Here is a 6,000-nt window from a genome sequence, read left to right as displayed (position 1 = left end):
ACCAGACGCACCGCATCTCGCTTAAACTCATCGCTGTACGTCGGCCGCTGTTGCTTCGCTTGTATGTCCATCTATCGGACCTCCTTCGAGAACCATTATTCCGGCTCCCGCCACTGTCCGAAAGTCCTGGGCTATCGCAGTGTTCCATCTGTCGTGATGTAGCCACCATCAAATGACCAATCTGCCTTTACTGATTCGAATGGCAAGAATTGATAGGTAATCGTTGCTGCATGGCAATAAGCAGTTTGTACATAAATGGACAGGAGCATACTGAGAGTTAGTACTGGCTTCACAAGTCGGCATCCTTGCTAAGTGCTAATTGGATTAATACATCAGCATCAGAATAATAAATCGATGAATATTGGCATATATCATGTAGAATGCTCCTACTGCTCCACGGCTTCTATTCTCTCATTCGTGCGATTCGTTTGATTCGTGGTTTCTCTCTTTTGTGTCTTTCGCCTATTTCGTGGTTACCCTCCGAGACCCCCGTGGCGGAATTCCCTTGTCAACAATCCTTTTTGTGCCACTTCGTGTTTTTCGTGGCCAGAAATTTTCTTAACGCTCGTTTCCTCCGCGCACTCAGCCTCTCTGCGTGAAGAATTCTAGATTCCCGCCTGCGCGGGAATGACGTAATGAGGTGGCCAAATTTTAAGAAGGAAATGGCCGCGCGGATGTGCTATGTTCGCTTCTGCTTGGCGAGCCTCCCGCGTGAGCGGGGGAGTTCGTAAGCTCATCGACGTATTCGTCATTGTGAGCCGAGCAAGACGGCGCGAGGAGTACGCCTACAAACCGTGTGAATATGGAAACGAGATTCTTCGGTCTCCTAGACTCTCACAGAATGACCTGAGATCCTTCGAACTTATTCATCGCGGAGGCATGACAAAGTTGCAAAAGTTGAACAAGATGACAAAGTTGCCAGGGCCGTGGACTGTAAGACGGTAGACGATAGACAAACTCCACAGTCTACAGTCCATTGTCCGCAGTCCTTCCCCCTGCTTGGCAACATTTAAGAGGCCGCAAACCAAGCAAACCTCGCAAAGCTGGCAAAGCTGATGAATTCGTAGAATTAGAACACGCAATGCCAAGCCGGAACTGCGCGGAGCTTATTCCGGCCTACGCCTAAACTCAGAACTTCCCCTTAACCCGTCAGCTCCGCCGCTTCGGCGATGAGCTCGGGCAGGCGCGGCAAGGAGCGCAAGTCCTCGGCGACTCGCGGATGAGCGAAGACACGCACTCGTTTGACGTAATCGTCGAACTGCTCGCGGGCGAGTGTGCGGACAACGGGCGAAATATCGCCCAGTCGGCGGTAGCAATTTTCCTTGGGGAAATGGACGTCGATTTGGAACTCAACCTCAAGCTTCACAGGAGGCGCATCGAAGAGAATCTCATGACTGGCCACGATCCGCGACAACGCCGTGCTGGCAAGACCCGCAAAGTTTTCCGCACACCGCACCAGCCACGGATAAGGTTTGCGGGCGAGCTTTTGATACAGCTGCGGTTCCTGAAACAAACTGTACTGCGTGACCCGCTTGTACAAACGGCGCGTTGGTCCGAACAACCCATCAAGCAAATCGCGAGCAGGGCCATCGCCCGCCGCGGTCATCAGCGCATCGATCATCGGCCGTTCGGTCAGTCGAAACAACGGGTCGATGTCGAGCGATTGATGCAGCATCGAAAAGGCCCGTTGCAGCATGGCGGTTGCGGCCCGTACGGCGTGATGCCAGTAAACTTCGCTGAACATCACATAACGGGCAAAGACCATCATCTCAGCGGCAGTTTTGCCTTTGTCGGTGATCGCCAAGCCATCGCCCATTTCGTTGAGGCACAAGCTTTGAATCAACCGCGGCTGATCGAAATTCCGACCATACGGCACTCCCGCGTGCAGGCTGTCGCGCACGAGGTAGTCGAGCTTATCAACGTCGATCGGCCCCGAGAGCAAACTCCGCAGGATGCGATTGCAGCGGTCCTTGGGTTTACCGGAAAGAACTTCGACGATTTCCCGAGGCTGAATGTCCCATTCATCGCGGAGCGCATCGGCGATTTCGCCTTCCAGCAGAAAGCTGTTGGCGAAGAGCTCGTGGCTCGGCACGCGCGGCAGCGACATGTTTTCAATCGGATGGCAGAACGGCCAGTGCCCCAGATCGTGCAACAGGGCCGCCACGAGAAATCGCTCGGCATCCCGCGGCGTCACAACCGCCGCAAATCGCTGATCCTCGGCCAAGCGGTCGAGGGACAACAGCGCCATGCGATACACGCCCAGCGAATGCTCGAATCGCGTGTGATTCGCCGCCGGATAAACCAGGCCGACGAGGCCCAATTGGCTGATCTGGCTCAAGCGGCGGAACTCGGGCGTGTCGATCAATTGCTTCACGCGATGCGTGAGCGGCACGTCCAACTCCGGCGGGATTCTGACCAATCCCTGCCCATTCCGCAGTGCGGCGATCTCAGGAATCTCGCGGAGATTGCTCACGGGTTCAGTTCATCCCCGGCAAGAAAGGGAGCCCCATGACAAATCGCAGGCCCACCGTGATCAGAAAGTAGAGAGCAAAGTGAAAGAACGCCGTGATGGGATCGAGGTCAAACGACACAAACGCCGCGAACGTGCCAATCCCCGCCACGATGGCGATCAGGATGCCGATCTGCACCATCTCGAGGCCCGCTTTGAACGCATCGTCGCCGAAGACATTCCAACCCACGTAAACGTACACGCCCCACATCAGGGCATAAACCAACCCACACGCGAGCGAGCGAACCACCACATCGGTCCCGGCATAAACGCCGAGTTCGTCATCGCGAAGAAAGGAATAGGCGGCATAGGCCAACGGCGGGCCAAGCAACACGGCTCCCATGGCCAGGAACCAGGAGGGCACCCCCTCGGTCGCGAATTGCCGCCCAACGAGCCACGACACGATGATCGCCAGCAACGCGCCGCCGGCAACGATCAGAAAAATGTTTGTGTTGAACTTGGTTTCTTTGCGTTTGATCGGCTTGAGGACGTTACGCCCCTTGGCGTCCTTGGCTCCCGCTTCCATTTCGGGAGTGTGGATAATGACCTCATCGGTCTTCGCCGGAATCTGAATCGGCCCCTTGCACTTCGGGCAAGCGCCCGACTTGCCGGCATGTTGATCGGCAACCGAAAACTTAGTGAGGCAGCCGGGGCAAGTAACTTGAATGGGCATCGAGAAGCTGTTCCTAGCAAATTAAGACGTTTTGTTAACCGCTAATCCGCGCTATTTTCGCAAATAATTATAAGGAGCAAGTTTGAATCTAAGTCTTATCAGCGTCTATGAGCGTCCATCAGCAGTTAAATTCTTAGGCGAATTACTAATCACTGTCTTTGAGATCGTCTTCGTTGACGGTCTTGAATCCCTTGGCCGCCAAGGTCTCGAGCGCGAACTCGTTATTGTCGACCATCAAAGCTACCGCGGGGCGATCGTTCGGCCGAGCGAGCAGCGGATAGACCTGCGAAATGTTGATCTCGGCCTGCAACAGCGCCGTGCAGACTTGCAACAACGGCTGGGGGCTGTCGGGAAGTTCCACGCCGATGAGATCGGATTCCACAATCGCCAGCCCGGCGCGTTCCAGCACCTCGCGGCCTTGTTCGGGGTCGCTCAACAGGAACCGCACAACCGCACATTCGGCCGAATCGGAGATCGTTAGCGCCACGATACGGACGTTGCTTCCTTCGAATCGCCGCACGACTTCCAACAGCTGGCCGACGCGGTTTTCCAGGAAGACCGTAAATTGGCGGATCGAAGGATAGTCGCGGCCCCGCATGGTCGAGAAACCGATCCCCGAATTTTCGCCTGTACTCATCGAATGGCCTCCAGAAAAAACGCTATCAGAGTGCGTAAATCAAGGCGTAGTATAGGATTCTCACCGACCAAATGCAACGATCTGCTCAAGATGGGTCCCGCTCGTTGGTTGAGTTCGCTACGATACAAAATCCCGCCCCGTTGACCGCCTCCAACCCCCTCCGCCATGAAGCAACACTCAATCGAAATTGAAGTCCGTTACTACGAAACCGACGGACAAGGCATCGTTCATCATGCTAACTACTTCCAATACTTCGAGCTCGCCCGCGTGCAGATGCTCAAGGCGGCGGGGCATCACTACGCCGATTTGGAACGCGACGGCTACCTGCTGGTCGTCCATAAAATCGGTTGCCGGTTCTTGCTGCCCGCCAAGTTCGGCGACACGCTCCGGATCGTCACCACCGTCGAACGCGCCACCGCGGCTCGCATCGACCACAGCTACAAGGTCTATCGCGACGACATGCTGCTTGCCGAAGCGGAAAGCACGCTGGCCTGCATCAATCGCGCGGGCCAAATCCAACGCATGCCCAGCATGCTCTACGAAGATCCTTTAGCGGAGGAAGTCCCTCAATGAGCGGCAAACTCATCCTGATGCTGGTCGGCGATTTCGTCGAAGACTACGAAGCGATGGTCCCGCTGCAAATCCTCGAAATGATGGGCCACACGGTCGATGTCGCTTGCCCCGACAAGAAAGCCGGCGACAAAGTGGCCACGGCCATTCATGATTTTGAAGGTCACGGCACATACAGCGAAAAACGGGGCCACAACTTTCCGATCACCATAGACTGGGACAACGTTGAGGCGAGCAAGTACGATGCGCTCCTGATTCCAGGCGGTCGGTCGCCCGAATACTTACAGCTCGACAAGCGGGTGCAGTCCGTCGTCCAGCACTTCTTCTCTGCCAACAAGCCGGTCGCCGCTACCTGCCACGGCCCGATGATCCTCAACACGGCCGGCGTGCTGAGAGGCCGCAAACTACAAGCCTATCCGAGCCTGCAGCCCGACATCGAACGCGCCGGTGCTCAATGGGATCCGCCAAGCGAAAAATTCGACAGCGTTTGCGTCGATGGCAACCTCGTCACTTCCCCCGCTTGGCCTGCCAACGGCGCGTGGATGCGCGAGTTTCTGAAAGTGTTGGGCACGACCCAGCTTCCGTGAGCCGCGGGCGCCGTGCGCAGTGATAGTCGACTAGCGTCGCCTGACTGTATTATTAGGCGACGAACGCGACGATACCTAAGCTAACGCCAACGATTTAAACCCTTTAATAAGCCCAATAAAAAAGACCTGACACGGGCATCCCTATCCCGTGTCGGGTCCTGGGTCGTTAACTCGCGTCCTACGAGACGAGCCCCGCGGTTCGCTTGTGCGCAACCGGGGTAAGTTCTCTCGAAGGATTACGCGACGAGTCGCATAGCGCCTTGGAATTCTGAGACACCCATCAAGAATTCTTCAAAGATGCGAACGTCCAGCGCGGAGGCGGTTTCGGCTTCGGGATGGAATTGAGTTCCCATCGCGAACCAATCGCTCATCGTGCTCTCGATCGCTTCGACGATGCCATCGGGGCAACAGGCCGAAACTTTGAAGCCGGGGGCGACTTCATCAACTGCCATGTGGTGCATGCTGTTAACGCGTAGTTCGCCGTCGCCGTAGACGCGTTCCATGATCGTGCCGGGGACGAGCTCCAACGTGTGGCGATGGGCGGGGTCCAAGGGATCTTTGTGTGGCAAGGCCGTGGGACGATCCTCGGGGATGTGCAGCATAAGATTTCCACCCTGCGAGACGTTGAGCAACTGCATGCCCGCACCAATGCCGAAGACGGGCAGACGACGGTCGGCCACCTTGCGCATCATACAGCGATCAAACGCTTCGCGACGGGGATCTTGCAATCGGACCGTGGGATGTAGCATCCAGCCATCGCGGCGCGGGTCGAGGTCAGCGCCGCCGACAAACAACACGCCATCGAGATGATCGAGAATTTGCTCGACGTCGGCTTCTGTTTGATACGGGGGAAGAATAATGGGCAGGCCCCCCGCCTTGATAATGGCATCGAAATAGCCGGCAGCCAGACAGGAATAAGCCGGCGTGTCTCCTTTGGCCGAACGATAGTCTGCGTTAACACCAATCACGGGCTTGGTCATCGCTTTGCACTCCTTTTCCGGCGCATAATGCGCCTTACGGTCCT

General features: G+C 56.2%; 6 protein-coding genes. 2 read left to right on the top strand and 4 right to left on the bottom strand.

Annotated elements, in window-relative coordinates; all coding sequences use genetic code 11:
* Window positions 1-1,141: 1,141 nt before the first annotated feature.
* From AC6T8Q_RS18700 to AC6T8Q_RS18690, 3 genes are all read right to left on the bottom strand, one after another.
* Window positions 1,142-2,473: an HD domain-containing protein gene (locus AC6T8Q_RS18700; protein ID WP_500680524.1), complete on the bottom strand. Its 1,332-nt coding sequence runs from the start codon at window positions 2,471-2,473 to the stop codon at window positions 1,142-1,144.
* 4 nt (window positions 2,474-2,477) lie between these two features.
* Window positions 2,478-3,182 carry a hypothetical protein gene (locus AC6T8Q_RS18695; RefSeq protein ID WP_500680523.1) on the bottom strand — a complete coding sequence of 235 codons (705 nt, stop codon included), beginning with the start codon at window positions 3,180-3,182 and terminating at the stop codon, window positions 2,478-2,480.
* A 145-nt stretch (window positions 3,183-3,327) separates the two neighbouring features.
* Complete coding sequence (locus AC6T8Q_RS18690; protein ID WP_496919016.1) at window positions 3,328-3,819, bottom strand: ACT domain-containing protein; 492 nt, start codon at window positions 3,817-3,819, stop codon at window positions 3,328-3,330.
* Window positions 3,820-3,984: 165 nt separating this feature from the next.
* Between AC6T8Q_RS18690 and AC6T8Q_RS18685 the strand changes: the two genes are divergently transcribed.
* Together AC6T8Q_RS18685 and AC6T8Q_RS18680 are read left to right on the top strand one after the other, a co-directional pair.
* Complete coding sequence (locus AC6T8Q_RS18685) at window positions 3,985-4,392, top strand: acyl-CoA thioesterase (protein ID WP_496919017.1); 408 nt, start codon at window positions 3,985-3,987, stop codon at window positions 4,390-4,392.
* Window positions 4,389-4,976, top strand: a complete 588-nt coding sequence (locus AC6T8Q_RS18680; RefSeq protein ID WP_500680522.1) for a DJ-1/PfpI family protein — start codon at window positions 4,389-4,391, stop codon at window positions 4,974-4,976. The genes AC6T8Q_RS18685 and AC6T8Q_RS18680 overlap by 4 nt, the downstream gene beginning before the upstream one ends.
* Before the next feature lie 236 nt (window positions 4,977-5,212).
* Here AC6T8Q_RS18680 and AC6T8Q_RS18675 read toward each other — a convergent pair whose 3' ends face one another.
* The gene (locus tag AC6T8Q_RS18675; RefSeq protein ID WP_500680521.1) at window positions 5,213-5,956 is read right to left on the bottom strand and encodes a gamma-glutamyl-gamma-aminobutyrate hydrolase family protein; all 744 of its coding nucleotides are present in this window, start codon (window positions 5,954-5,956) and stop codon (window positions 5,213-5,215) included.
* Window positions 5,957-6,000 lie beyond the last annotated feature (44 nt).

The sequence above is a fragment of the Bythopirellula sp. genome (assembly GCF_041737835.1).
Taxonomy (GTDB): Bacteria; Planctomycetota; Planctomycetia; order Pirellulales; family Lacipirellulaceae; genus Bythopirellula.
Note: the sequence above shows the minus strand (reverse complement) of the source record. Positions and strands in the feature narration are given on the sequence as shown.